This window comes from Micromonospora sp. D75 (assembly GCF_018070405.1).
Classification (GTDB): domain Bacteria; phylum Actinomycetota; class Actinomycetes; order Mycobacteriales; family Micromonosporaceae; genus Micromonospora; species Micromonospora chalcea.
Map to the genome: position 1 here is coordinate 1 of NZ_JAGPXV010000904.1, position 1727 is coordinate 1727.

The window sequence follows — 1727 nt, forward strand, 5'->3', positions numbered from 1 at the left end:
CGGCACGTGAAGGGTGCGGCCGTACGCGCGGGTGTGCAGACCCCAGCGCGCGGTGAGGAAGTGCTCCAGCGGCGTCGGCTCGGCGATCGGCGCGCCGACGCGCACCGTCATCCGGCTGGACGCGCCGGACGCACCGGGCCAGCGGCGGCGGCAGCGGTAGGTGAGCGTGTCGCCGGAGCGGTCCAGCCGCATCGCCGACCACTTGTACGGCAGGCGCAGACTCAGCTGGGCCACCAGCACCGGCACCAGCCGGGACGCGTCGAGCGAGCGGAACACGACGGCGCGCCGCCCGGAGCCATCGACGGAGTAGAGCCGGACGTTCGTCTCCCAGAACGTGCCGAAGTACGGCACGCCCGGGCCGACGCCGAGCCCCAGCCCGACCATCTGGAATCCGATCAGCCCGACGTAGGTGAGCCCGTCGAACGTGTCCGGCCGGGTGCCGGCGGGCAGCAGTGGAGCCACCCGCTCCGGCGGGACCGCCCAGTGCAGGAACGTCAGGTCGTGCCAGCGCTGTGCCAGCCAGGACCGGCGGATGGCGCGTACCGGAGCGTGCTCGACCGGTTCGATCTCCACCGGTCCATCCTGTCTCGCCGACGCAACCGGACTCACTCCGGGCGGTGGCAGACCGCCTCGACGTTGTTGCCGTCCGGGTCGCGGACGAACGCGCCGTAGTAGCCGGCGTGGTATTCCGGCCACTCCTTCGGCGCGTGCAGCACCTCCGCGCCGGCCGCCACCGCCGCGTCGTGGAACGCGCGCACCGTGGCACGGTCGGCGGCGGTGAACGCGATGTGCACCGGCACCGGCGTGGCGTTGGACGGCGCGGGTTCCACCCAGAAGTCGGGCTTGTCGACGCCGTAGCCGATCGGGCCGGGCTCCATGAGCCGCCGCGCGCCCAGCGGGGCGAGCACCGTGTCGTAGAAGGCGCCGCTGGCCGCCAGGTCGCGCACCGCTACGGAGAAGTGGTCGAGCACGTCGCCTCCCTGCGATCGTCGTTGACCGCGCCAGGCTACGAGCCCTCTACGACACTTCCGCCGCCCGGTTTGGTCGCGCCCGCCGCTGCCGGGCAGCCGTCGCGGTGACGCCAGCCGTCGTCGAGCGCCCTGGCTCGGTGGTCCAGCCTCGTTGAAGACGTGTGCCATCCAGAGCGATATACCTCAGAGTCATGATTATGACTTTGGGGTATATCGCTTCTGCCTCCATGTATTTCCGGCGGCGGTAAGGACCGTCGGGCGGGATGCGTGTCGCCGCCGGGCGGTGAATGAACTCGCCCACCGCGCCCCGGATTTCCGCACGCCGCCCACCACGTAGTGGGTTCTGTCCTCGGCGCCGAGCCGTACCGTGCTCTGCGCCAGCAGCGCGCCGAACACGACGGCGTACCCGATCAGCGGCGGGGCGTCGGGGTTGGTGGACCGTCAGCACGGGGGCGAGCACCGGCGCCGCGAGCACGGGCCACCACAGCGCGGTGGAGACCGGATCGTCGACGAAGTCCGCGAGCCGTCCGAAAGGGATTGCTCACGCAGCGTAGGATCGCGTGCGACACAGCCGAACACACGGGGGAAACGATGTTCGAGCGCCTGGGCAGATTCGTCGTGGGCAAGGCGTGGTGGGTGATCGGCGGCTGGGTCGTCGCCGCGATAGCGATCATCGCCGCCAGCCCGTCACTGAGCGACATCACCTCCGCCGACCAGGAGAGCTTCCTGCCGAGCTCCTACGAGTCGGTGCAGGCC

2 protein-coding genes are annotated in these 1727 nt (G+C 71.2%); both read right to left on the reverse strand.

Translation table 11 applies throughout. The features are described 5' to 3' along the window. Positions 1 to 573, reverse strand: a 573-nt coding sequence (locus KBX39_RS30525) for a YqjF family protein (protein WP_210873872.1), incomplete at its 3' end; no start/stop codon positions are given. 32 nt (positions 574 to 605) lie between these two features. Further along, positions 606 to 971 (reverse strand): VOC family protein, encoded by a 366-nt coding sequence (locus tag KBX39_RS30530; protein WP_210873874.1) that lies wholly within the window; start codon positions 969 to 971, stop codon positions 606 to 608. Between the last annotated feature and the right edge of the window lie 756 nt (positions 972 to 1727).